24 protein-coding genes are annotated in these 24,222 nt (G+C 66.1%); 9 read left to right on the top strand and 15 right to left on the bottom strand.

What is annotated here, in order from left to right; genetic code table 11:
• Positions 1–2: 2 nt before the first annotated feature.
• The 5 genes from QZ546_RS07520 to QZ546_RS07500 all read right to left on the bottom strand — a co-directional run bounded on the left by QZ546_RS07520 (position 3) and on the right by QZ546_RS07500 (position 3,609).
• Entirely contained in the window at positions 3–1,826 is a 1,824-nt protein-coding gene (locus tag QZ546_RS07520) for a DUF885 family protein (RefSeq protein WP_294235970.1), read from the bottom strand.
• Between the two features lie 155 nt (positions 1,827–1,981).
• Positions 1,982–2,425, bottom strand: a complete 444-nt coding sequence (locus QZ546_RS07515) for a hypothetical protein (RefSeq protein WP_294235969.1) — start codon at positions 2,423–2,425, stop codon at positions 1,982–1,984.
• A 52-nt stretch (positions 2,426–2,477) separates the two neighbouring features.
• The gene (locus QZ546_RS07510; protein WP_294235968.1) at positions 2,478–2,729 is read right to left on the bottom strand and encodes a phosphatase; all 252 of its coding nucleotides are present in this window, start codon (positions 2,727–2,729) and stop codon (positions 2,478–2,480) included.
• Positions 2,726–3,079, bottom strand: a complete 354-nt coding sequence (locus QZ546_RS07505) for a phage holin family protein (RefSeq protein WP_294235967.1) — start codon at positions 3,077–3,079, stop codon at positions 2,726–2,728. The genes QZ546_RS07510 and QZ546_RS07505 overlap by 4 nt, the downstream gene beginning before the upstream one ends.
• Positions 3,076–3,609 (bottom strand): hypothetical protein, encoded by a 534-nt coding sequence (locus QZ546_RS07500; protein WP_294235966.1) that lies wholly within the window; start codon positions 3,607–3,609, stop codon positions 3,076–3,078. Before QZ546_RS07500 ends, QZ546_RS07505 begins: the two co-directional genes overlap by 4 nt.
• A 159-nt stretch (positions 3,610–3,768) precedes the next feature.
• Here QZ546_RS07500 and eno point away from each other — a divergent pair, with 159 nt between their 5' ends.
• Positions 3,769–5,049: a phosphopyruvate hydratase gene (eno, locus tag QZ546_RS07495; protein WP_294235965.1), complete on the top strand. Its 1,281-nt coding sequence runs from the start codon at positions 3,769–3,771 to the stop codon at positions 5,047–5,049.
• Between the two features lie 23 nt (positions 5,050–5,072).
• Positions 5,073–5,396 (top strand): septum formation initiator family protein, encoded by a 324-nt coding sequence (locus QZ546_RS07490; RefSeq protein WP_294235964.1) that lies wholly within the window; start codon positions 5,073–5,075, stop codon positions 5,394–5,396.
• Positions 5,397–5,430: 34 nt separating this feature from the next.
• Here QZ546_RS07490 and QZ546_RS07485 read toward each other — a convergent pair whose 3' ends face one another.
• Complete coding sequence (locus QZ546_RS07485) at positions 5,431–6,255, bottom strand: alpha/beta hydrolase (protein ID WP_294235963.1); 825 nt, start codon at positions 6,253–6,255, stop codon at positions 5,431–5,433.
• A 234-nt stretch (positions 6,256–6,489) separates the two neighbouring features.
• Here QZ546_RS07485 and QZ546_RS07480 point away from each other — a divergent pair, with 234 nt between their 5' ends.
• Together QZ546_RS07480 and QZ546_RS07475 are read left to right on the top strand one after the other, a co-directional pair.
• Positions 6,490–8,574, top strand: a complete 2,085-nt coding sequence (locus tag QZ546_RS07480) for a prolyl oligopeptidase family serine peptidase (protein WP_294236046.1) — start codon at positions 6,490–6,492, stop codon at positions 8,572–8,574.
• A gap of 108 nt (positions 8,575–8,682) precedes the next feature.
• Entirely contained in the window at positions 8,683–9,024 is a 342-nt protein-coding gene (locus tag QZ546_RS07475) for a hypothetical protein (RefSeq protein WP_294236045.1), read from the top strand.
• Between the two features lie 51 nt (positions 9,025–9,075).
• Here the strand turns inward: QZ546_RS07475 and QZ546_RS07470 are convergent, their stop codons facing one another.
• Entirely contained in the window at positions 9,076–9,645 is a 570-nt protein-coding gene (locus QZ546_RS07470; protein WP_294235962.1) for a glycine zipper 2TM domain-containing protein, read from the bottom strand.
• Between the two features lie 95 nt (positions 9,646–9,740).
• Complete coding sequence (locus QZ546_RS07465) at positions 9,741–12,032, bottom strand: ATP-dependent helicase (protein ID WP_294235961.1); 2,292 nt, start codon at positions 12,030–12,032, stop codon at positions 9,741–9,743.
• A gap of 216 nt (positions 12,033–12,248) precedes the next feature.
• On the opposite strand from QZ546_RS07465, the gene QZ546_RS07460 reads away from it, so the two are divergent.
• The 3 genes from QZ546_RS07460 to QZ546_RS07450 all read left to right on the top strand — a co-directional run bounded on the left by QZ546_RS07460 (position 12,249) and on the right by QZ546_RS07450 (position 15,649).
• Positions 12,249–12,554, top strand: coding sequence for a UrcA family protein (locus QZ546_RS07460; RefSeq protein ID WP_294235960.1), 306 nt, complete (start codon positions 12,249–12,251; stop codon positions 12,552–12,554).
• Positions 12,555–12,674: 120 nt separating this feature from the next.
• Complete coding sequence (locus QZ546_RS07455; protein WP_294235959.1) at positions 12,675–14,315, top strand: inorganic phosphate transporter; 1,641 nt, start codon at positions 12,675–12,677, stop codon at positions 14,313–14,315.
• A gap of 59 nt (positions 14,316–14,374) precedes the next feature.
• A complete protein-coding gene (locus QZ546_RS07450) occupies positions 14,375–15,649 on the top strand; it encodes an MFS transporter (protein WP_294235958.1) in 1,275 nt (424 codons plus the stop codon).
• Here QZ546_RS07450 and rsmD read toward each other — a convergent pair.
• Both rsmD and QZ546_RS07440 read right to left on the bottom strand, forming a co-directional pair.
• Positions 15,640–16,176 carry a 16S rRNA (guanine(966)-N(2))-methyltransferase RsmD gene (gene rsmD, locus QZ546_RS07445; protein WP_294235957.1) on the bottom strand — a complete coding sequence of 179 codons (537 nt, stop codon included), beginning with the start codon at positions 16,174–16,176 and terminating at the stop codon, positions 15,640–15,642. The genes QZ546_RS07450 and rsmD overlap by 10 nt on opposite strands.
• Positions 16,176–17,465, bottom strand: a complete 1,290-nt coding sequence (locus QZ546_RS07440; protein WP_294235956.1) for a pseudouridine synthase — start codon at positions 17,463–17,465, stop codon at positions 16,176–16,178. The genes rsmD and QZ546_RS07440 overlap by 1 nt, the downstream gene beginning before the upstream one ends.
• A 110-nt stretch (positions 17,466–17,575) precedes the next feature.
• Between QZ546_RS07440 and QZ546_RS07435 the strand changes: the two genes are divergently transcribed.
• Together QZ546_RS07435 and QZ546_RS07430 are read left to right on the top strand one after the other, a co-directional pair.
• Complete coding sequence (locus tag QZ546_RS07435) at positions 17,576–18,007, top strand: response regulator (protein WP_294235955.1); 432 nt, start codon at positions 17,576–17,578, stop codon at positions 18,005–18,007.
• Positions 18,008–18,081: 74 nt separating this feature from the next.
• Entirely contained in the window at positions 18,082–19,410 is a 1,329-nt protein-coding gene (locus QZ546_RS07430) for an MFS transporter (protein WP_294235954.1), read from the top strand.
• Here the strand turns inward: QZ546_RS07430 and QZ546_RS07425 are convergent.
• The 5 genes from QZ546_RS07425 to trpB form a co-directional block, all read right to left on the bottom strand.
• Positions 19,400–19,828, bottom strand: coding sequence for a DUF6628 family protein (locus QZ546_RS07425; protein WP_294235953.1), 429 nt, complete (start codon positions 19,826–19,828; stop codon positions 19,400–19,402). The genes QZ546_RS07430 and QZ546_RS07425 overlap by 11 nt on opposite strands.
• A 93-nt stretch (positions 19,829–19,921) precedes the next feature.
• Positions 19,922–21,241 carry a folylpolyglutamate synthase/dihydrofolate synthase family protein gene (locus tag QZ546_RS07420; RefSeq protein ID WP_294235952.1) on the bottom strand — a complete coding sequence of 440 codons (1,320 nt, stop codon included), beginning with the start codon at positions 21,239–21,241 and terminating at the stop codon, positions 19,922–19,924.
• An 82-nt stretch (positions 21,242–21,323) separates the two neighbouring features.
• Positions 21,324–22,178 (bottom strand): acetyl-CoA carboxylase, carboxyltransferase subunit beta, encoded by an 855-nt coding sequence (gene accD / locus QZ546_RS07415; RefSeq protein ID WP_294235951.1) that lies wholly within the window; start codon positions 22,176–22,178, stop codon positions 21,324–21,326.
• Positions 22,175–22,987: a tryptophan synthase subunit alpha gene (gene trpA / locus QZ546_RS07410; protein WP_294235950.1), complete on the bottom strand. Its 813-nt coding sequence runs from the start codon at positions 22,985–22,987 to the stop codon at positions 22,175–22,177. The genes accD and trpA overlap by 4 nt, the downstream gene beginning before the upstream one ends.
• Positions 22,984–24,216, bottom strand: coding sequence for a tryptophan synthase subunit beta (trpB, locus tag QZ546_RS07405; RefSeq protein ID WP_294235949.1), 1,233 nt, complete (start codon positions 24,214–24,216; stop codon positions 22,984–22,986). Before trpB ends, trpA begins: the two co-directional genes overlap by 4 nt.
• Positions 24,217–24,222: the final 6 nt, after the last annotated feature.

Raw genomic sequence — 24,222 nt, 5'->3', positions numbered from 1 at the left:
GATCAACGCCGCTTTTCGACCGCGATCCAGTCGGCGATCTTCTTCTCCAGCACCGGCATGGGCAGCGCGCCGGTATCCAGCACCTCGGCATGGAAGCGGCGCGGATCGAACTTGGCACCCAGTTCCGCCTTGGCCTGCGCCTTCAACCGGCTGATCGTCAGCTGGCCGATCTTGTAGGCGAGCGCCTGGCCGGGGATGGCGATGTAGCGTTCCACCTCGGCGGTGGCGTCGGTGCGCGCCATGGGGGAGTTGGCGAGCATATATTCGATCGCCTGATCCCGCGTCCAACCCTTGGCATGGATGCCGGTGTCGACGACCAGGCGCATCGCGCGCAGCATCTCGTCACTCAGGCCACCCATGCGCTGGTAAGGATCGGTCTCCATGCCCAGCTCCGGCCACAGCGTCTCGGCATAGAGCGCCCAACCCTCGGCATAAGCAGTATTGCCGCCAAAGCGCATGAACGCGGGGAGGGCGGCATTCTCCTGCGCCAGACTGATCTGGAAATGATGTCCCGGCACCGCTTCATGGAGGTACAAGGTCTCCATTTCCCACATGTACCGCGAGGGCAGGTCGTAAGTGTTGTAATAGAACACCCCCGGCCGCGTCCCGTCGGGCGTGCCGCCCTGATAGGAGCCACCCGCATCGGTCTTTTCCTTGAAGGCCGGGACCGGGCGGATTTCCAATGCGGTCTTGGGGATCAGCGAGAACTGCTCGCGGATGCGCGCGTCGATGCGGCGGCCGATCGCTTCATAACCCTCACGAAGCTGTGCGGCGCTCTTGGGCGCGAATTGCGGATCGGTGCGCAAGAAGGTGAAGAACTCGGGCAGGCTGCCCTTGAAGCCGACCGCCTGCTTCTGGACCTCCATGGCCTTCAGGATGCGCGCGACTTCGGACAGGCCGAGCTGGTGCACGTCTTCGGCCTTGAGCGGCAGGGTCGTGTTCTGCTCGATCAGATAGGCATAGAGCTTGTCGCCGCCCTTCATGCCCGACAGGCCGACGCTGTCGCGTGCGGCGGGCAGATAGGTGTCGGCCAGGAAGGTCCGCATCCGCTGTTCGGCGGGGACGATGACGTCCCGGATCTGCTGGGCATAGGCGGCCTTCAGGCGCGCCTGTTCGGTCGCGGGGATCGTCGCGGGGAAGCGCTTGACCGGACCGTAGAAGGTCGATTCCTCGACCGGGACGTTCAGCAGATTGTCGAACTGCGCGATCATGTTGCGCACGACCAGCTTGGGCTGGACGACGCCGGTCGCCATACCCTGGCGGAAGCGGGCGATCGCCTCGTCGAGCAGACGGGCATATTCGACGTTGCGCTTCAGGTTGTTGTCGTAATCGGCGACCGTATTGAAGGGCGCGGCACCCTGGCCCGACGCGAATTCGGGATAGAAGGTCTGGATGCCGTAGAAATGATCCATCGGTCGCACGATGGTCAGCGCGACGATCGCCGGGTCATAGCCCTTCAGCGTCGTCTCGGTCTGCTGCTTGAAGACATCATAGGCGATCTGGTTCGTCGGGGTCAGCCTGGACCGGTCGATCCGGGCCAGATCCTGAAGATCCTTCTGCGCCGCCGCCCGCTCTGCCGCGATATAGGCATCGGAGAAGAAGTCGCCGATCCGGTCCGCCCGGCGCATGTCCCCGCGAAACAATCCGCTGATCGGGTTGCGGGCCAGGCTGGCTTCGTCGCTGTCATGGAAGAGCTGCTTCAGCCGGGCATCTTCCTTGCCCTCTCCCGGTTGGGGCGCGGCGACGGGAATGGCCTGGGCATGGGCGGCAAGAGGAGCAGTCGCGGCAAGAAGCGCGACGAGGGCAGCAAGGGGCAGAGAGCGCAAACGGAAATCCCGGAAAAAAGCAGCGAGGCCACCGTGTTAGAAAGACCGGTCACTCCTCGCAAGACACCGTCGCAATAAAGCGGAACGCCCGCACGGTCCGGGTGAACCATGCGGGCGTCCAAAGGGCCGATCGGAGGTTTCCGATCTCCGGGCGATCAGGCCGCCGTCTTGTTCGTGGCGGCCTTGGCCGCTGCCGATCCGGCGCTGCTCGCCGCCTTCACGACATTGTCGAACAGCGACCGGGCGCGGTCCTTGGCATTGTCCTTGGTCAGACCGGCATCCTCCAGTTCGCGCAGGCCCGTCTCGCGAGCGGCCTGGGTCGCCTGACGGATCGTCTCGCCCAGCTTCTTGCCGAGTGGGGTCAGGACTTCCTTTTCACGCGTCGAACGCGGGATCAGCGCGCCGATGATCGCGCCGATCGCCAGGCCGCCGACCAGGACGCCGATCGGGTTCGCCTCGATCGTGCGCGCGGTCTTGTGCGCGAGTTCGCCGGCCTTGTCCTTGGCGTCGTGCAGCGCCTGCGACGCGGTTTCGCGGCCATGGTCCAGCTTTTCGCGGAGGCCCTCGGTCTGCTGATTCTGATGGGTTTCGGTGGTCATGGCGAACATCCTTCTGGGCTGTGCCGCCGGGGTCGGAGCCCGGCGCGCCAAATCAGCGTTTGCGTATGAAAAGGCGGGCGATCCGCCGACGGTTGAGGAGCAGGCCCAGCACCGCGACGCCGCCCGCCACGGTGGCGGGATTGTTCTTGGCCGTTTCGATACCCGACCGAGCCGCGCACATGCCCGCTTCCTTGGCTTGTGCAGCCAGGGCCTGCGGCTCCAAGCGAGCCTGGATACGCGACGCGGTCTGGTTCATCCGCTCGCGTGCTTCGGCGGCCCGCGCTTCGGCTTCGGCGACGGTCATGCAGAGTCTCCGGTCAGACGAGACTTGCCCACCATCGCCAGGATTCCGGCGATGATCAGAACGGCACCGACGACGATCAGCGTCGCGGCGAACGGCCCTGTCAGCGGGGTCAGCGTCATGATGAGGCCGACGAGCAGGGCGATCAGGGCGGCCAGGCCGAGCACGGCCGCAATGCCGATGAAAATAGCGGCGCTGCGATACCGGCCGATCTTGTCCGTCGCGCGCGCCTTGACCAGATCAATCTCGGCCGTGATGAACGACCGGCCGTCATCGACGAGTTGCGAGACGAGCGAGGTCAGCGTCTCCGGCTCTGGCGCCATGGCCGTCAGGGACTCGGTGACCCGGTTCACGCGGCGCGGTCAGCAGATGGGCTGGTTTCAACGCCGGACTGAACGACGCGCGCCAGAACGAAGCCAAGTGCTGCGGCAATGCCGATCGCAACCGCCGGGCTCTTCGTCACGAAGGCGCGGGCGTCGTCGAGCAGCTCCTCGACATCCTTGTCCTTGATCGCGCCGGACAGCGAGGTGACCGTGTCGGCGGCCGACCGGGCATATTGGCCATATTGCTGGCCCAGCTTATCATCGACCTGGCCCGCCGCGTCGTTCAGCATCTGCGCGACCTGGTCCAGTGCCGATCCGGCCTTTGCCTTGCCGTCGCCGGCCAGCGCGTAGATCTTGTCGACCGCCTGCTGCTGCACCTTGGTCGCGCCTTCCTTGACCTGCTGCTTGGCATCGGCGAGTCCCGCCTTTGCCTTGGACGCCTCGGCCGAACTGTCGAACGACGCGTTGGGCGCAGCGACGTCCGGCGCCACGGCAGCGTTTCCGGCGAGGCTGGGGGCGCCGGTATTGGCGGCGGGGAATGTGCTGTCGGTGTCAGCCATCGGAAAACCCTTTCGTTCTGGGCCCGGGCAAACGGGCGGTTTTGCCTCTTAACCCCGGCACAGGAACCACGGTTCCATGCTTTTCCCGCAATTGCCCTTCGCATGGTCACAGGTTAGAGCCGCGCCGAGACTTTCAGGCTGATGTAGGAGCATCGTTACGTGACCGCAATCATCGACATCCACGGGCGCCAGATCCTGGACAGCCGCGGCAACCCCACCGTCGAGGTGGACGTGTTGCTCGAAGACGGCAGCTTCGGCCGTGCCGCCGTTCCTTCGGGCGCATCGACCGGCGCCCATGAAGCGGTCGAAAAGCGCGACGGCGACAAGAGCCGCTGGATGGGCAAGGGCGTCGAGGCGGCTGTCGAGGCGGTCAATGACGAGATCGCCGATGCGGTCATCGGCCTCGATGCCGAGGACCAGGCCGATCTGGACCGCGTGATGATCGAACTCGACGGTACCGAGAATAAGGGCCGTCTGGGTGCGAACGCCATCCTGGGCGTCAGCCTGGCCGCGGCCAAGGCCGCTGCTGAGGCGCGCGGCCTGCCGCTGTATAAATATGTCGGCGGTGTTTCGGCCCATCTGTTGCCGGTGCCGATGATGAATATCATAAATGGCGGCGAACATGCCGACAATCCGATCGACTTCCAGGAATTCATGATCATGCCGGTCGGCGCGGCGAACATCGTGGAGGCGGTGCGCTGCGGCTCGGAGATCTTCCACACGCTGAAGAAGGCGCTGCACGAAAAGGGCCTGGCGACCGGCGTGGGCGACGAGGGCGGCTTCGCCCCCAACATCGCCTCGACCACCGAGGCGCTCGACTTCATCATGGCCTCGGTCGAAAAGGCCGGGTACAAGCCGGGCGACAACGTGATGATCGCACTCGACTGCGCCGCGACCGAGTTCTTCAAGGACGGCAAGTATAATATCTCGGGCGAAGGCAAGATCCTGTCGAGCCATGAGATGGCCGAGTATCTCGCCAACCTGACCCGCCAATATCCGATCCTGTCGATCGAAGACGGCATGGCCGAGGACGATTGGGAAGGCTGGAAGGCGCTGACCGACATGATCGGCGACAAGGTGCAGCTGGTCGGCGACGATCTGTTCGTCACCAACCCCAAGCGCCTGAAGCAGGGCATCGACGGCGGCTATGCCAACTCGCTGCTGGTCAAGGTCAACCAGATCGGCACGCTGACCGAGACGCTGGAGGCCGTGTCGCTGGCACAGCGTTCGCGCTACACTGCCGTCATGTCGCACCGCTCGGGCGAGACCGAGGACGCGACGATCGCCGACCTGGCGGTCGCCACCAACTGCGGCCAGATCAAGACGGGTTCGCTGGCCCGCTCGGACCGGCTCGCCAAGTACAACCAGCTGATCCGCATCGAGGAAGAGCTGGGCGATTCGGCACGTTATGCCGGTCGCGATATCCTGATCCGCGCTTGAAATCGAAGGGCGTCGGTACGAATATGGCCACTGTGACCAAAAAGCCGTCGCCTTTCATCCGGACCATGCGGCGGGCCGCCTTGCCCGCCCTTGGTCTGACGATCGTTGCTTTCTTTGGCGCCTATGCGGTGCTGGGGCGCAACGGCCTGCTCGCTTATGGCGAATATCAGCGCCAGCTGGTGAAGCGGGAGCAGGACTATGCCGCGCTCGACAAGAAGCGGACGGTCTTGAAGAACCGCGTTGCGCTTCTCGATCCCGACCATGCCAATCCGGACATGGTGGACGAGATGGTGCGCAAGGAACTGAACGTCGCCCATCCGGACGAGGTCATCGTTCCCCTGAAATGAGAAAGGGCGGCCTTGGCGGGCCGCCCTTTTCTTATCATCCGCCGAGGAAGGTCAGCAGGTCGCTGGTCAGGCGATCGCCGTGCGTGACGTTCAGGCCGTGCGGCGCATCCTCATATTCGACAAGCTGCGAATGGGCGATGCCCGCCGCCGCCGCGCGGCCCGCCGCGTCGATCGGCACGGTCTGATCGCCGGTGCCATGGACGATCAGCGTGGGCACGCGGAAGGCGGACAGGTCGGGGCGGAAATCGGTCTGGCTGAACGACTCGGCACAGGCGAGCGTCGGTTTCAACCCCGCCTGCATCGCCACGCTCGTCGCCCAGTCGAGCACATCGTCGCTGACGGGGCTGGTGATATAGCCGACCCCGAAGAACTGCTTCAGGAAGGTGTGGCGCAGGAAATATGCGCGATCGTCCCGCAGATTCTGGCCGATCTGGTCGAAGACCGACTGGTCGGTGCCGTGGGGATTGTCGTCGGTCTTCAGCATGAAGGGCACGACCGAGGCGATCAGCCCGGCAGCGATCACGCCCTTGCCGTCATGGCGGCTCATATAGCGCGCGACCTCGCCACCGCCCATCGAAAAGCCGATGATCGCGGCATCGTGCGCGCCGGTTGCTTCCAGCACATCCGCCAGATCGTCGGACAGCGTGTCATAGTCATAGCCGGACCAGGGCTGGCCGGATCGCCCGAAGCCGCGCCGGTCATAGGCGATGGCGCGAAAACCCGCCTCCGCCAGCGCCATCATCTGCGCATCCCACATGTCGGCCGACAGGGGCCAGCCATGGAGGAGCACCACCGGGCGGCCTTCGCCCCAGTCCTTGACATAGATATCGGTGCCGTCGCGCGTCTTCACATAGGGCATGATCTGCTCCTGCGGTTAGGGAGCTGTCTGAACGGGCCGCCGGGCGGGCCGTTCCGTATCTGGGACATCGCCCAAGCGCTTCAATTCGAACAGCTTCGGATAGGGCCGATCGGTATCCCAATAATGGCCGCGGCCCGGTTGCCAGCGCCGCGTGATGAAGTCACATTCAGCTGAATAAGCCAATGGATGGAGCGTGACGGAATGCGGGGATGGCATGGACTGCTGGCGGGTACGATGCTGGCCGGACAGCTTGTGGCGGGGGTCGCCATGGCGCAGACCAGCGCGATGACCGAGAATGATCCCTATATCTGGCTGGAGGACAAGGACGGCGCCAAGGCACTGGCCTGGGTCGAGGCGGAAAATGCCAAGACGCTGCCCCGGCTCCAGAACGATCCGCGCTACCAGACCTTCTATGGCGAGGCGCTGGCCATCGCGTCGGCCAAGGACCGGATCCCGATGCCGGGCCAGCTTTATGGTCGCATCGTCAATTTCTGGCGCGACGCTGATCATCCGCAGGGCCTGTGGCGCTGGACGACCGAGGCGGATTACGGCTCCGCCAATCCGAAATGGACGACGCTGCTGGACCTGGACGCCCTGAGCAAGGCGGAGGGCAAGAAATGGGTCTGGAAGGGCCTGACCTGCCTCAGCCCCGAAGATCGCCTGTGCCTGATCGCGCTGTCGGAAGGCGGCGAGGATGCGATCGAGTATCGCGAGTTCGATATGGAGACGGGACAGTTCGTGCCGAACGGCTTCCGTCTGTCGACCTCGAAGCAGGGCGCCTCCTGGCTGGACAAGGACACGCTGCTGGTCAGCCGCGACTGGGGGCAGGGGACGCTGACCCAGTCCAGCTATCCGTTCGTGGTGAAGGCCGTGAAGCGCGGCCTGCCGCTCGACCAGGCCAAGGAAATCTATCGCGGCGCGCCGACCGATGAACTCGGCACCTATGCCAGCGTGTTGACCGACGCCAAGGGCAATCGCGCCGTCGTGATCGAACGGCGCAAGACGTTTTTCGGTGGCGACAAGCTGTTCTGGACCCCGACCGGCGGCGCCAAACCGATCGCCATGCCGGCGCGGGCCTTCCCCGCCGGGCTCGTGGATGGTCGGGTGATCTTCCAGACGAGCGACGCCTGGGGCGCGTATCCGGCGGGTGCGGTGGTGTGGGCACCCTTGTCCGAGCTGGAAGCGGGCACAATTACGCCCCGCGCGCTGTTCACGCCGAACGACCGTCAGGCGGTCGAAGGGGTGGCGACGACCAAGGACCGCGTCGTCGTGACCTATATCGACAATGTTCGCGGCCGGGCGAGCATATTCGCGCCAACCGGAGACGGCTGGTCGGCGTCGGCCGTGCAGGTTCCGGACAATATGGCGGTGGACGTGGTCAGCACCAGCGACCGGTCGGACGTCGTCTATTTGTCGACCTCGGGCTTCACCACGCCGACCGTGTTGTCGCGCTTCGACGCCGGCCGCCCGACCGCGCCGCAGGTCCTGAAGACGCTGCCCGCCCGCTTCGATGCGGCGGGCACCACCGTCCACCAATATGAAGCGACGTCGACCGACGGGACCAAAATCCCCTATTTCGTCGTGCTGCCCAAAGGCGCGAAGCTCGACGGAACGACGCCGACCTTGATGACCGCCTATGGTGGGTTCGAGATCGCCCGCCTGCCTTATTATCTGGGTTCGACGGGTAAGATCTGGACCGAGCGGGGCGGGGCGTTCGTGCTCGCCAATATCCGGGGTGGTGGCGAGTTCGGGCCCAAATGGCATGATGCTGGCCGCAAGACGAAGCGCCAGATCATCTATGACGACTTTGCGAGCGTGGCGAAGGACCTCTTCGCGCGGAAGATCACCGATCCGCAGAAGCTGGGCATCTATGGCGGGTCGAATGGCGGCCTGCTGATGGGCGTTGAGCTGACGCAGCATCCCGAACTCTGGAAGGCGGTGACGATCCAGGTGCCGCTGTTGGACATGGTCCGGTACCAGAAGATCGCGGCGGGCGATTCGTGGAAGGACGAATATGGCTCGATCGACGTGCCCGAAGAGGCCGCGTTCCTGCGCAAGATTTCGCCCTATGCCAATATCCGCAAGGGCGTGGCCTATCCCGAGCCCTATATCTGGACCACGACGAAGGATGACCGCGTCGGCCCGCAACACGCGCGCAAGTTCGCGGCGCGGCTGGCCGAATACGGCATTCCCTATCTTTTCTATGAGGATACGGCCGGCGGCCATTCGGGCGATGCCGACATCGCGCAGGGTGCCCGTCTGAGCGCCCAGCAGATGGTCTATTTCGCCCAGAAGCTGATGGACGCGCCGAAGAAGTGACGATGCGGGCCGGGTGGTGACGCCGCCCGGCCCATGTCATATGACGTAAGCGGCAATTATCCGCTTGCTGCGTTGCGGCAGGATGGGCAAAAGCGGGGCATGACCGATATGACGACGACCGAGCGCCGTCCGGCTGAACCGGCGGCAGGCGCTCCCGCCATCATCTTCGAAGCGATCGTCAAGATGCAGGCGGTCTCCGCCCTGTATAATCGCGGCGAAGTGGTGCTCGCGCCCCATGTGATCTTCACGCGCCATGACGAGCTGTACGTCGACGCAACGACCATCGAGCGGGACGGCAAGCCGCCGCGCGAGGAGAAGATGGGGACGTTCAAGCTGGCCGGGCTCGGCTCGCTCCGCCTGACCCCGCGCCGCTTTACCGCCAGCGCGCTGTTCGAACGCGAGGCGGAAAAATATCAGAATGCCGCGCTCATGATGATCGAGCCGTCCTGATCCAGACCGCGAAGGCGCCGCTCCGGTGATAGACCGGCGCGGCGCCTATCGTCAGCGGCAGCGAATCTGGCTCTGGTTCTGGTCGATCGACCGTCCCGCCAGCGCACCGCCAGCCGCACCGAGCAACGTCGCGATCGTGCTGCTCCGACCCCCGACCAGATTACCCAGGATACCGCCTGCGGCCCCGCCGATGATCAGGCCGGTCGTCCCGTCCGACCGGCGGCAATAATAGCGTCCATCGGTTCCGGCATAGACGCGGTCCTGCGACTGGAGCACGCGCTCGCGATATTGCGGTCCATCGCGATAGTCGCCGACCGGGTCGTAATAGGGCTCGGCATTGCGGTCATAGCCATCGGCCGGAACCGGCGGCGCGACGCGGTAGCCGCCCGGCCCGGGCCCTGGAGGCGGCGGCGGCGCGTACCCGTCGTCACCATAGCCGCCATGGTTGCGTCGCGACTGGTACAGATCGACTTCCTGCCGATAGAGTTGATATTCGCGGTCGAACCGGGCCTGCGCCGCGCGGAACCGCGCATCGTCGGCCGCCGTCTGCGCGCTTGCTGGAATGGCCGTCGCGGCGACGGCGGCGGTAATTGCTACGATGGTCAGATGACGAACGCCCATCGGTCCTGTCCCTCCAATGCCCGGACAATCGGGTCCGGGAACCGATACGGATGCGAATTGATATGGTTCCTGAACGGCGCTTCCGTTCAGGAACTTCACCCCTTCGTCACGAAGCTGTCCATCACCCGCTTGCGCCCGGCTTGTTCGAAATCGATCTCCAGCTTGTTGCCCTCGATCACCGCGATTTCGCCGTAACCGAACTTCTGGTGGAACACCCGGTCGCCCACGCTCAGGTCGTCGCGGCCCTTCTGCCCCAGGCCGACGGACGGCGAGCGGGACTCGACGATGCGCGCAGGCCGGGTGGGCAGGGCGTTCTGCCCACCTGCCGCGCGCTGCCAGCCGGGGCCACGCCCGGTGCCGCGTGCGACATTGGCGAAGGGATCGGCATGTTCGGACCAGTTGGCACGCCACAGGCTCTCGCCGCCGGTCATGCTGGTTTCGCTATCGATATGCTCGGGCGGCAGTTCGCCGACGAAGCGGCTCGGCAGGCTCGACGTCCACTGGCCATAGATACGGCGATTGGCGGCATGCAGGATGATCGCCTTTCGTCGGGCCCGGGTGATCGCGACATAGGCCAGACGCCGTTCCTCCTCCAGACTGCGCGTGCCGCCCTCGTCGATCGCGCGCTGGGACGGGAACAGCCCCTCCTCCCAGCCAGCGAGAAAGACGGTGTCGAATTCCAGGCCCTTGGCGGCGTGGATCGTCATGATCGTCACCTCGGGCTCTCGCTGGTCGCCGTCGCGATCCATCACCAGCGAGACATGCTCCAGAAAGGCGCCGAGCGACTCGTAATCCTCCATCGCCCGAACGAGTTCGGACAGATTCTCCAGCCGCCCTGCGGCTTCGGCCGATTTTTCGTTCTGGTACATGGCGGTATAGCCGCTCTCGTCCAGCATCTGCCGCGCCAGTTCGGGATGCGGCAGGTCGCGGGCCATATCGCGCCAGCGGGCGATGTCGCCGATCAGATTGCCCAGGCTCCGCCGCGCCTGGGGGGTCAGTTCGTCCGTGTCCAAGATGCGCGCAGAGGCGATGGTCAGCGGCAGATCCTCGGCCCGCGCGAGTTGATGGATCTTGGCGAGCGCCTTGTCGCCCAGCCCCCGCTTGGGGACGTTGACGATCCGCTCGAACGCCAGATCGTCCGACGGCTGGTTGACGACCCGTAGATAGGCGAGCGCATCGCGGATTTCGGCACGCTCGTAAAAGCGGAAGCCGCCGACGATGCGGTATGGCAAGCCGATCGCGATGAAGCGGTCTTCGAACTCACGGGTCTGGTGCTGCGCGCGAACCAATATGGCGATGTCGCCATAGGATGTGCCCGAGCGTCGCGCGGCCTCGATCTCTTCGCCGACGCGGCGGGCTTCCTCGGGTCCGTCCCAGACTCCGAGCACGCGGACCTTCTCGCCGACGTCCAGTTCGGTCCACAGCGTCTTGCCCAGCCGCCCGCCATTGTTGGCGATCACGCCGGATGCGGCACCCAGAATGTGGGGCGTGGAACGGTAATTCTGTTCCAGCCGGATGACCTTGGCACCCGGAAAGTCCCGTTCGAAGCGCAGGATATTCTCTACCTGTGCGCCGCGCCAGGAATAGATGGACTGGTCGTCGTCGCCGACACAGGCGATATTCTTGCGCGCCTGGGCGAGGAGGCGCAGCCACAGATACTGGACGCTGTTGGTGTCCTGATATTCGTCCACCATGATGTACCGGAAACGCTGCTGATAATGCTCCAGCACGTCGCGGTGCGTCTTCAAGATGGTCAGCATGTGCAACAGCAAGTCGCCGAAGTCGCAGGCGTTCACGCTGCGCAGACGTTCCTGATACTGGCGATACAGATCCGCGCCCTGGCCGTTGGCGTAACGCTCGGCCTCGCCCGCGTCGATATCGGACGGCACCAGCCCCTTGTTCTTCCACTCGTCGATCAGACCGCCGAGCGCGCGCGCCGGAAAGCGCTTCTCGTCGATATCCGCCGCGACGATCAATTGCTTCAGCAGCCGCAGCTGGTCGTCGGTGTCAAGGATCGTAAAATTGGACTGCAGACCGACCAGCTCGGCATGGCGGCGCAGCATCTTGGCGCCGATCGCATGGAAGGTGCCCAGCCACGGCATACCCTCCACGGCATCGCCGACCAGCCGCCCGACCCGCTCGCGCATCTCGCGCGCCGCCTTGTTGGTGAAGGTGACCGACAGGATCTCCGACGGCCAGGCCTTGCGCGTATAAAGCAGATGCGCCAGCCGCGCGGTCAGCGCCGCGGTCTTGCCGGTTCCCGCACCGGCCAGCACCAGCACCGGGCCATCGGTGGTCAACACCGCTTCGCGCTGCGCCGGGTTCAGGCTCCGCAGATAGGGGTAGTCGGTCGGCGGCGCGGCGGGATCGAGGGGGGCAGGGGTCATCGCGAACAGTTAGGGAACGTTTGCAGCCGGGGCAACCATTCGCGAAATTCTGGCGCGATTGTTTCCTTGCGGGATCGTCATGACACAGACTTGTGCAGGACGCGAAAGCGACATGCGGCGGGATTAGGGAGCGGCCCGTGCCGACGAGCGTAGGGGATCCCAGCCGGGCATCCACCCATGCCGTGACGGGTACGACCCGCTGCAGGAGCTATCCCGATGAACCGTTTCATGGCCGCCGCCGTCGCGGCATCGCTTTTTATGCCCGTCCTCGCCCACGCCCAGGTTCGTGAACCCGTCTCCGCCACCGCCTTTCGCGGCGATCTCGACCTGAATCGCGCCGATCACCGCGCGCTGCTGGACGCCCGCCTGAACCGGGCAGTTGCCCGCGCCTGCGGTCCGGTCAGCCGCGACCTGATCGCCAATGCGAATGTCGCGCAGTGCCGCAAGGAAATGCGTGCGGATGCCGCGGTCAAGATCGCCGCGCTGGTCGCCAAGCCGGTGGCGCTGGCCAGCAATCAATAAGATCAGGCAGCCAGCACGGCCGAGCCCCCATCCGGGGCGCCCGGCCGCGTTGCGCCGGGCGAGTATCGGCAGGCGCACAGTCATCAAATTGTCACCTCCAGAGCGCAACGGACGAACATCATGACTTCTCATGCGCTCGCCGGTGGCCAATCCGTATCCCGCGTTCGTGGGCCGCATCTCGATGCCGGGCTCCATCCGATGGGGCGCTGGCTGTTCGGGGCCCTTTTGATCGGGGGCCTGCTCTATGCCGGCTATAGCGTCGCGATCGACACCGCCCGTGTCGGCGAGCCGATGGCGATCGGCGTCTTCGCATTCCTCGGCCTCGCGCTGCTGATCGCGCTGGGGTTCGAGTTCGTGAATGGTTTCCATGACACCGCCAATGCGGTGGCGACGGTGATCTATACCCATTCGATGCCGGCACCCCTGGCGGTCATCTGGTCGGGCTTCTTCAATTTCCTGGGCGTCGTTACGTCGACCGGTGCGGTCGCCTATTCGATCATCACGCTGCTCCCCATCGACCTGATGCTGCATGTCGGGTCGGTCGGCGGGTTCGCGATGATCTTCGCGTTGCTATTGGCCGCTGTCCTGTGGAACCTGGCGACCTGGGCGGTGGGGCTGCCCAATTCGTCCAGCCATGCCCTGATCGGCTCCATCCTGGGCGTCGGCCTGGCCAACCAGCTGCTGTCCAATATCCCCGGCACGTCGGGCGTCGACATGGCGCAGGTTCAGAAGGTGCTGTCCGCCCTGCTGATCAGTCCGCTGATCGGCTTCGTCGGCGCGCTGATGCTGCTCCTCCTCATGAAGCGCTTCCTGCGCGACAAGCGGCTGTACCGCGAGCCCGAGGGGGACACGCCCCCGCCGCGCGGCATCCGTGCACTTCTGATCTTCACCTGCACCGCGGTCAGCTTCGCGCATGGCGGCAATGACGGGCAGAAGGGCATGGGCCTGATCATGCTGATCCTGATCGGCTGCGCGCCGACCGCCTATGCGCTGAACCGCACGCTGCCCGAAAGCGCGATGCCCGCCTTTGTCCGCAGTGCGCAGGTCGCCGCGACGGCCTATGCGGCGCACGGCACGCCCGACATGCCGTCGGTCGATCGCGCTCGCGCCGCCGTGGTCGATGGCGTTCGGACCAAGTCGATCGACAAGCTCGAGGTCTATGCTGGGCTTTCCGTGCTGTCGCGCGACATCGGCGAGCGGATCGAGAATTACGGTACGTTCAGCCGCGTGCCCGCTGCCATCGTGCCCAATCTGCGCAACGACATGTATCTGGTGCTCGACACCACCCGCATGGTCACCAAGAGCGAGAGCGCCAAGCAGCGCTTCACCGCCTCCGAGATCGAGTCGCTGAACGGCTATGCGGGCGCGTTGGAACGCGGCACGCGCTACATCCCGCTCTGGGTGAAGGTCACGGTGGCGCTCGCCCTGGGGCTGGGCACGATGGTCGGCTGGCAGCGGATCGTGGTGACGGTCGGTGAGCGGATTGGGAAGACCCACTTGACCTATGGCATGGGCGTGGCGGCCGAATTGATGACCGCCGCGACCATTTTCGGCGCGGAATATATCGGCCGCCCGGTATCGACCACCCATATCCTGACCTCGGGCGTGGCCGGTGCCTCGGTCGCGAACGGCGCGGGGCTTCAGTTCCGGACGATCCGCAACATGGTCCTGGCCTGGGTCCTGACGCTTCCGGCTGCGATGCTGTTGTCGGGCACGCTCTACTGGCTGCTCCTCCATCTGGCGGGCACGCTGGCAGGCTAAATCGGGACAATCGCGCTGGGGGGCTTTACGTCGCGGCTCCGCTTCTGCACGAGCGGGGCATGACCCAAGCATCGCCCGTGTCGCATCGTCATATCCTGCTCGCCAGCCTGACCGGAACGGCGGTCGAGTTCTATGACTTCTATATCTATGCGACGGCGGCCGCCTTGGTGTTCGGCCCGCTTTTCTTTCCGTCGTCGTCGGCCACGGCTCAGTTGCTGCTATCCTATGCCAGTTTCGGGCTCGCATTCGTCGCGCGGCCGGTCGGTGCCGTCGCGTTCGGCCATTTCGGCGACCGGGTCGGACGCAAGTCGACGCTGGTCGCCAGCCTGATGCTGATGGGCGGCTCGACCGTCGCCATCGCCTTCCTGCCGACCTATGCGCAGGCCGGGTGGATCGCACCGCTGCTGCTCTGCATGGCGCGGCTGGGACAAGGCCTGGGGCTGGGTGGCGAATGGGGCGGCGCGGCGCTGCTCGCGGTCGAGAATGCGCCGCCGGGCAAGCGCAACACCTGGGGCATGTTCCCGCCGCTGGGAGCGCCGGTCGGCTTCATCCTGGCCAATGGCTTTTTCCTGACGCTTGGCCTGCTCCTGACCGACGATCAGTTCCGTGCCTGGGGCTGGCGGCTGCCCTTCCTGGCCAGCGCGGTGCTGGTGATGCTGGGCCTGTGGGTGCGGCTGCGCCTGACCGAAACCCCCGATTTCGCCCAGGCCAAGGAAAGCGACGCGCTGCCCCGCGTGCCGATCGCGGCGCTGCTGCGCGACCATGGCCGCGCCTTGCTGGCGGGAACGAGCGGGGTGATCGCATGCTTTGCGATCTTCTACCTCGCGACCGCCTTCGCGCTGGGATACGGCACCACCGTTCTCGGCTATCCGCGTGAGGGGTTCCTCGGCGTCCAGCTCGTCGCCATCCTGTTCCTGGCACTGGGCGTCATTGTCTCCAGCGTCATGGCGGATCGGCGCGGGGCGCCCGCCATGCTGAAGCTGGGTTTCGCGGGCTGCGTCCTGGTCGGGATCGTCATGGGGCCGATGCTGGGATCGGGCTCGCTGGCGGTCGTCTTTATCTGGCTGGCGCTCGCGCTGTTCGTGATGGGCTTCGCCTATGGCCCGCTCGGTGGCTGGCTGCCCGCGCTGTTTCCGGCGGGCGTGCGCTATACCGGTGTGTCGATGACCTTCAACCTGGGCGGCATCATCGGCGGCGCCCTGGCCCCGATCGCCGCGCAAGCGCTGACCGAGCGTGGCGGGCTGAACTTCGTCGGCGGCTATCTGGTCGCCGCGGGTCTGCTCAGCCTCGCCGGATCGGCCCTGATGCGGGGCAGGGCGGTCGCTCAGTCCTGACGCAACAGGGTCAGTCGCGCCTTGCCATGGACGCGCGAGGTGTCGACGGTGAAGCCCGCCACCGCGACCTCTTCCTGCTTGGCAGTCTCGATGCTGACCCAGGTGCCGGCACCGACCCAGCCGAGCCGCGCCAGCTTGTCGAGCGCGACGCTGCCCGCGCTCGTGCCGTAGGGCGGATCCATCAGGATCAGGTCGAGCGGCGCGCGGGCGGGGCCGAGGGCCATGACCGAGGTTGCCCGCACATCGCCGACGGCCTCCAGCTTGGCGAGGTTAGCCCGCAGCGCGTCGAGCGCGGCCCGGTCCTGCTCCACGAAAAGGCAGGAGCCCGCGCCGCGCGACAGTGCCTCGATCCCCAACGCGCCCGAGCCAGCGAAAAAGTCGCCGACCGCCAGCCCTTCGAAATCACCGAGCCGCGCGGTCAGCATCGAGAACAAGGCCTCCCGCGTCCGGTCGGCAGTAGGGCGGGTCACGTCACCCTTCGGCGCGACCAGCGGGCGGCCCCGCCACTGTCCGGCAATGACGCGCATCAGCCTCGCCCTCCCGGTCGACCGGGCCGCGATCCGCCGCCGCCGGGCCTGCCACCGCGCGGACCGGATTTGGCAGGACCGCCCGGCCGCCCCGACGGCGCCTGACCGCCACGCGGCGATCGGGCGGGACGATCGCGGCGATCGTCGTCGCGAAACGGGCGTTCGCCCGACTTGGCAAAGGGCTTGGCATCGCGCGCACGACCACCGCGCGCCGCTTCGCCAGGGTTCGAGGTTCGCGAACGAGCTTCGCCGCGGGGACGCTCGACGGCCTCGCCGTGCGGCGGGCGAGCCGGACGCTGAGGGCGATCATCGCTGCGGACGGGCCGTTCACGCGGTGGACCGGACCGTTCGTCCCTGGGGGTCTTGCCATAGGGCTTGCCCCCGGGGCGGGCATGAGGCGCATCGCCACGCCGGCTACGTTCCCCAGAAACCCCGCGATCCTGCCGCTTCGGCACGCCGCTATCAGCAGGCGCGCTCCGGGCGGGACGATCGTCGGCCGCCCGGGTCGGGGGCGTCCGGAAACCGGGCTTCACTTTGGCGGGCTTGATCGCGTCGGCGGGAATGCCGCCTTCCAGCGTCCGGCGGAACTCGACGATATCATAGCCCTTGACCTCGCCGATCTCGCCGACCGGCAAGTCGCCGAGCAGGAACGGACCATAGCGCAGCCGGATCAAGCGGCTGACCTGCAGACCCAGATATTCCAGCACGCGGCGAACCTCGCGGTTCTTGCCTTCGCGCAAGGTCATCTCGATCCAGACATTGGCGCCCGTCCGCCGCTCCAGATTGGCGTCGATCTGGCCATAGCGGATGCCGTCGATCTCGATGCCGTGGATCAGTTCCTCCAACTGCGCCTGGGTGATTTCGCCATAAGCGCGGGCGCGATAGGTGCGCTCGACGCCCGTTGCGGGCAACTCCAACTGGCGCTTGAACCCGCCATCGGTGGTCAGCAGCAACAGCCCTTCGGTATTGAGGTCGAGCCGTCCGACCGGCACCAGGCGCGGCAGCCCCTCGGGCAGGCGGTCATAGATGGTCGGCCGCCCCTTGGGATCGCGTTCGGTGACGAGCAGGCCGTTGGGCTTGTTATAGAGGAACAGCCGGGTCGGCTCGGGCGCGGCGACGGGTTTGCCGTCCACGGTGATGCCGTCGAGCGTCGAGAGCAAGGTCGCTGGCGTGTCGATCGTCACGCCGTTCAGGGCAATCCGCCCCTCGGCGATCATCCGCTCGATCTCCCGACGCGACGCGACTCCCGCCCGGGCGAGCATCTTGGCGATACGTTGATCTGATGTCATGATCGACGCTGATACATAGGCTATGGCCTAAAGGAAATTAATTGCATCGTTTCGCGAATATGAAGCGTTACGGATACTGAGCGGGGCACACGAGACGGGTCGATACAGGGATGAGGCTCTTCGGGCGAAAGAAGCGGCAACTGGTCAGGTTGCTTGTCGTGGAAGACGAGCCGCTGGTTGCGTTCGACAACGAACATGCCCTGACCGATGCCGATTATGAAATCGTCGCCACCGTCGACCGCGCGACCAAGGCCGTTGCCCTGATCGAAAGCGGTGCCGCCATCGACCTTGTCCTCGCCGACGTGCGGCTGGCGGACGGCAGCGGCGTCGACGTCGCCCATGCGGCCCGAGCGCGTGACATTCCCGTCCTGTTCATCACCGGAACCCCGCCCGACGATGCCGAACATCTGGCCGAGGGGCTGCTGATGAAACCCTATGGCTCGCGCGATCTGCTGGGCGCGATCGAGGTGATCGAGGAACGCCGCGGCGGCAAGACTCCCGCCCGGCTGCCGTCCGGCTTCCGCCTCTACGCCCGGGCCTGAACGCCGCCCCCGTTGCCCGCGCCCATCAACCCCGATAGGGTCGGGGCTTTGGCGAAGGGCGGGCGGATTTGCGTATGGCGAGTGGGCGTTGGGTGGATGGCGTGCGGCCCTATGTCGAGCGAGCCCCGCTCGCCGCGCTCGCCCTGGGCATATCCTCGGCCTTTCCGCTGACCATGATCAACGCCACGCTCGCCAGCCGTCTGGCCGAGGCGGGGATCGAGAAGAAGAGCGTCACCGCCTTCGCGCTCATCATCCTGGCCTATAATTTCAAGTGGCTATGGGCCTGGATCGTCGAGGGGGTGAAGATCCCGATCCTTCACCGGTTGGGGCAGCGCAGATCCTGGCTGTTCGTCATGGCCGTGCTGGTCTGCTTCGCGGCCGTTGCGCTGGGCCTGTCCGATCCCAGGGTGTCGGTTGCCCAGACGGCCATGGCGGCGATCGCGCTGGGCGTCGCGGGGGCGACGTTCGATATCGTGATCGACGCTTACCGTATCGAACTGCTCGAACCGCGCCAGCTCGGCGTCGGTGCTGGGATGAGCCAATATGGCTGGCGGATCGGGTCGGCCCTTCTCGGCGCGTTGTCGCTGGTCATCGCGGCCCGTGCGGGGTGGAGCATCGCCTATATGGTGAGTTGCGCCTTCGCGCTTCCGGCCGTCTTAACCGCAGTCGTGATGGGCGAGCCCGCCCGACATCGCGAGATCACCGCCAGGCGTCCCGGCGAAGGGCTGGTCCGCGCGGTCATTGGCCCCTTTGCCGAGTTCTTTCGGCGACCGGGCGCGGTGATCATCCTCGCCTTCATCCTCGTGCACAAGATCGGCGACACGCTGGCCAATCTGACCTTCCGCCTGCTGTTCAACGACCTCGGCTTCAGCAAGGACGAGATCGCGATCTACGATGTCGGCGTCGGCTTCTGGGCGCTGCTCGTCGGGGTGTTCGTCGGCGGCGTGCTTTATGCGCGGCTGGGCATGAAGCGGTCCGTGATCATCAGTTTGGTGCTGATGGCGGTGTCCAACCTGTCCTTTGCTGGCCTTGCGGCGCTGGGCCATTCCAACTGGGGCATGGCGGGCGCCATCGGGTTCGAGAATTTTTCGAGCGGGATCGGCGGCGTCACCGTCGTCGCCTATTTCTCCGCCCTGACCGACCTGCGCTTCACCGCCGCGCAATATGCGATGATCTCGGCGGCGGCGAGCGTGGTGGGCCGTATCCTGAGCGGCACGACGGCGGGCGCGCTGGTCGAACGGTTCGGCTATGTCGACTTTTATCTCCTGACGACCGTGGTCGCGCTGCCCGGCGTAACGCTGTTCTGGTGGATGGCGCGCTCGGGGCTGGTCGACCGATCGATCGGTAGCGCGGGCGTCGAGGGAGCGGGCGACGCCCGGGAGCAGGCGCCGGTCAATAGCTGATCGGTCGTCCCTCATCGGCAAAGGCGGCGCCGAGCGCCGCCGCGCTGGCGAGCACGCCCTCGACCCGCCGCACGCCGAGCAGGTCGGCCATCAGGAACTGAGCCTTTTCCGGCGCCAATTCCATCTGCGCCAAGATGGTCATCAGCGCGGCCTCCGCAGCCGTCATGCGACCGCAGCAGCATGGCGCGATGGCGATTTGCCCCGTGGCATGGGCCGCCAGATCCGCCATCAGCGTGCGCATCAAGATCAGCGGACGCCGGAAATCCTGACCGAAGACGGTGAACAAGGTATGCGCGGCGCGGGCATCGGCCAGCCCGTGGGCGCCCATCCGCCGGATCGCGAACAGAGCGATCCGTGCATGGGGGCAGGCGGGCAGCAGGTGCGGCAGCGCAGCGGACAGGGTCTGGGTTTCGGCCATCGGCTTGGGACTCCGTGATTACGGACCCCATGCTAAATCCTCGCTATTGATAGTCAATCGCAAATAATGACGGATGCGATGACTTTCGTCGCGTCACTCCGGCGCTTCGCCGTTCTGCTCCAGCACCTGCCCGGCGAGATAGAGCGATCCGGCAATCAACACCCGGACAGGATGCCCGAAGCGCCGGGCGATCAGGTCGAGCGCGTTCGCCGGATCCTCCGCTGCCACCGTGTCCCATCCAGCATCGCGCGCCTGTCGGGCCAGATCGGAAGGGGCATGACAGGCATGGTTTGGCACGGGAACGGTCACGACCAGATCGACCATCGCGCCGAGCCGCTCGAGAACCGGCCCCGCCGCCTTATTGGCGAGCATACCCAGGACGAGCGCGCTTGGCCCCTTGGCGCGCCATCTGGCCATGGCGCTTGCGACCGGCGTGGCGGCCGAAGGATTGTGCGCCCCGTCGAGCCAGCATTGGCTGCCATCCGGCAATCGTGCAGTCAGCAGCCCTTCGCCCAGTCGCTGCATACGCGCGGGCCAGCGCGCATGGGTTGCGGCGGCACGCAGCGCCTCGTCGGGAACGGTTATGGCGGATTGGTGCCGGATCATCGCAACGGCCAGGGCGAGGTTGCGCGCCTGATGCCCACCGGACAGGGCCGGACGGGGCAGGGCGAGATGGCCCCACTGATCCTGATAGGCGATCCCATTCTTCGTCGCACGGCTCTTCCAGTCGCGCCCGCGGGCAAGGATCGGCGCGCCTGCGACCGCCGCGACGCCCTCGATCGCATCGCGCAGGGGCTTGGCATAGTCCATGGTCACGAGCGGTGTGCCGGGCTTGGCGATCCCCGCCTTCTCCCGCGCGATGCCGGTCAGGCTGCGACCCAGAAACGCCTCATGGTCGATGCCTAGTGCCGCGATGCCGCACACGGCCGGGGGTGGCAGGATGTTGGTGGCGTCCAGCCGTCCACCCAAGCCGACCTCGATGATCGTCGCGGCGGCCGGCGTGCGCGCGAAGCATAGAAAGGCGGCGGCGGTCGTCACCTCGAAGAAACTGGCCCCGATCCCTTCGGCTTGGGCCAGCACTTCCGCCAGAACCGCGGCCAGCGCGTCGTCGTCGATCAGCCGCCCGGCAATCCGGATACGCTCGTTGAAGCGGACGAGATGCGGGCTGGAATAGACGTGGACGTCCTGCCCCGATGCCTCGATCGCGGCGCGCAGAAAGGCGCAGGTCGAACCCTTGCCGTTGGTCCCCGCGACATGGAAGACGGGCGGCAGGTGATGTTGGGGATCGCCGAGCCGCGCGAGCAATGTCGTGATCCGCTCCAGCCCCAGCACGTCCGCGCCGGGCGACAGGGCCCAGAGCCGGTCGAGCTGCGCCTGGACGGCCGGATGGTCGGAACGGGCATGGTCGGGCATCGGCCGATCTTTCAAAGCGGATGTGAAAGAGGCGGACCTCCCGGCCCGCCCCTTAAAGCTGTATGCGACGAAAAGCGACGGATCAGGCCGCTTCGCGCGATCCCGTCAGATAGCCGATGACCGTCGCCAGGCGCTCACGCAGGTCGCGGCGATGGACGACCATGTCGAGCATCCCGTGGTCGAGATAATATTCCGACGTCTGGAAATCGTCCGGCAGCTTTTCGCGGATGGTGTTCTCGATCACGCGGCGGCCAGTAAAGGCCAGCGTCGCCTTGGGCTCAGCGATCTGCACGTCGCCCAGCATTGCATAGGCCGCCATCACGCCGCCCGAGGTCGGGTCGGTCAAGACGACAATATAGGGCAGGCCCGCATCGTGCAGCATCTGGATCGCGACGGTGGTGCGCGGCATCTGCATCAGGCTGAGAATGCCCTCCTGCATCCGCGCGCCGCCCGAGGCGGTGAAGATGACATAGGGGCAATGGTCGGCGATCGCCGCTTCCACGCCACGCACGAACGCCTCGCCGACTGCCAGGCCCATCGAGCCACCCATGAAGGCGAAGTCCTGTACCCCGACCACGACCTTGTGCCCCAGGATCGTGCCGCACGCATTGACCAGCGCGTCGGTTTCAGCGGCGTTGGTCCGCGCGACCTTCAGCCGGTCTGCATAGCGCTTGGAGTCACGGAACTTGAGGGGGTCTTCCGGCACCTTGGGCGCGGGAAGTTCGTTGCAGCTACCCTCATCGAGCAGATGGCGGAAGCGCACCTTCGGCCCGATGCGGTCATGATGATCGCATTTCGGGCACACGTTCAGATTGTCTTCCAGTTCCTTGGTGAAGACCATCTGCCCGCATCCCTTGCACTTGTGCCAGAGATTGTCGGGCGTTTCCTTCTTGACGACGAAGGGGATGACGTTGCGGACGCTGTTCAGCCAGCTCATGCGAGTTCCTTACGCGCGTCGACCAGCGACGACGACAGAGTTTCGATATAGGCGCGCACCGGGCCGGAGGCCGCCGCGCCATGTTCGCCGACCAGATCGACGATGGCCGAGCCGACGACCACGCCGTCCGCCACCCGGCCGATGGCCGCCGCCTGTTCGGGGGTGCGCACGCCGAAGCCGACCGCGACCGGCAGAGACGTCGCGGCCTTTAGACGGGCGACGGCGTCCTCGATGGAAGACTGCGCCGCCTGCTGCTGGCCGGTGATCCCGGCGACCGACACATAATAGAGGAAACCATCCGCACCGGTCAAAATCGTCGGCAGGCGCATGGCATCACTGGTCGGCGTGGCCAGCCGGATCGAGGCTATGCCCTTGCTGCGGAGTGCAACGCCCAGCGCGTCATCCTCCTCGGCGGGGATGTCGACGCAGATCACGCCGTCGACTCCGGCATCGGCCGCCGCCTCGGCGAACCATTCGGGTCCGCGCACCGTCATCGGATTGGCATAGCCCATCAGGACCAGCGGCACGGCCGGATGACGCATTCGGAAGGCCTTGGCGATGGCCAGCACATCGGCGGTGCGGGTGCCCGCGCCCAGGCTGCGGATGTTCGCCTTCTGGATCGCGGGGCCGTCGGCCATCGGATCGGTGAAAGGCATACCCAGCTCGATCACGTCCGCACCGCCTTCGACCAGCGCGTCGAGGATGGCGGCGGTATCGCCCGGCGTCGGATCACCCGCCGTCACGAAGGTGACGAGCGCGGCGCGGCCCGCCTGGGCACAGGCGGCGAAGGTGTCGGCGATCCGGCTCACATCTTCACTCCCATAGCATCGGCGACGGTGAAGATGTCCTTGTCGCCGCGACCCGAAATATTGACCAGGATGATCTGGTCGCGGTCCATCGTCGGCGCGCGCTTCAGGAGTCCTGCCAGCGCATGAGCGCATTCCAGCGCGGGGATGATCCCCTCGACCCGGCAGCACAGCTGGAACGCGTCCAGCGCCTCGGTATCGGTGATCCCCTCATAGACGACACGGCCGGTGTCGTTCAGCCAGCTATGCTCCGGTCCGATGCCCGGATAGTCGAGACCTGCCGAGATCGAGTGCGCCTCGGCAATCTGGCCGTCCTCGTCCTGGAGCAGATAGGTCTTGTTGCCGTGAAGGATGCCCGGCTTGCCGCCGGTCAGGCTGGCGGCATGTTGCGTGGTGCTCAGGCCATGGCCCGCCGCCTCGATTCCCAGCATGGCGACTTCGGCATCGTCCAGGAAGGGGTGGAACAGGCCGATCGCGTTCGAGCCGCCACCGACCGAGGCGATCAGCAGGTCGGGCAGGCGCCCTTCGGCTTCCAGAATCTGCGCCTTGGACTCGGTGCCGATCACCGACTGGAAGTCGCGGACCATTTCCGGATAGGGATGCGGGCCCGCCGCCGTGCCGATAATGTAGAAGGTGTCGTGGACGTTGGCGACCCAGTCGCGCAGCGCCTCGTTCATCGCGTCCTTCAGCGTCTGCGCACCCGACGTGACGGGGCGGACCTCGGCGCCGAGCAGCTTCATGCGGAAGACGTTGGGCGCCTGCCGCTCGATATCGCGCGCGCCCATGAAGATGGTGCAGGGCAGGCCGAACCGCGCCGCGACGGTTGCGGTCGCCACGCCGTGCTGGCCCGCGCCGGTTTCCGCGATGATCCGCGTCTTGCCCATCCGCTTGGCGAGCAGGATCTGGCCGATGCAGTTGTTGATCTTGTGCGCGCCGGTGTGGTTCAGCTCTTCGCGCTTGAAATAGATTTTCGGCCCCTTGCCGTCGGGCGCGCTCTCGCGCAGCGTCTCGGTCAGGCGCTCGGCATAGTACATCGGGCTGGGACGGCCGACATAATGGGTCATCAGGTCGTCGAACTCGGCCTTGAAGGCCGGATCGACCTGCGCCGCGCGATATTCGCGTTCCAGGTCCAGGATCAGCGGCATCAGCGTCTCGGCGACATAGCGGCCGCCGTAATCACCGAAATGGCCGCGCTCGTCGGGCTGGGCGCGGAAGGAGTTGGGGGCGTTCATCGTCTA

The sequence above is a fragment of the uncultured Sphingomonas sp. genome (genome assembly GCF_913062585.1).
Lineage (GTDB): Bacteria > Pseudomonadota > Alphaproteobacteria > Sphingomonadales > Sphingomonadaceae > Sphingomonas.
The sequence above is the reverse complement of the archived record's forward strand: the minus strand, read 5'-3'. Positions and strand labels throughout refer to the sequence as shown.